The 271-nt window shown below is 72.3% G+C and carries 1 protein-coding gene; it reads right to left on the bottom strand.

Annotation, left to right across the window (positions count from 1 at the left end; genetic code table 11):
• On the bottom strand, positions 1-271 hold a 271-nt coding region (locus MN204_RS21855; protein WP_249872937.1), incomplete at both ends, for an alpha/beta fold hydrolase.

Genomic DNA, 271 nt, shown 5'->3' with positions numbered 1-271 from the left:
AGTCGGCCAGCATCCGCTCGTCCCAGCGCGCGAAGGCCGGCTTCTCGTGGAAATGCCGCCAGGCCTCCTCGCGATCGGCCCAACGCGTGCGGCGCGTGCGGGTGGCCGCGGCCGGCGAGAGCCGCTCGTCGAGGCCGGCCCACTGGCTGAAGCGCAGCGCGCTGCTGCGCCAGCCCGCGATCACGGGCGAGTCGAGCATCACCACGCCCTTGACCCACTGCGGCTTCTGCAGCGCCGCCATCAGGGATAGATAACCGCCCAGCGAATGGCC

Source organism: Oceanobacillus saliphilus (assembly GCF_023522835.1).
Taxonomy (GTDB): Bacteria; Bacillota; Bacilli; order Bacillales; family Amphibacillaceae; genus Oceanobacillus; species Oceanobacillus saliphilus.
This window is presented reverse-complemented; position numbering and strand designations above follow the sequence as displayed.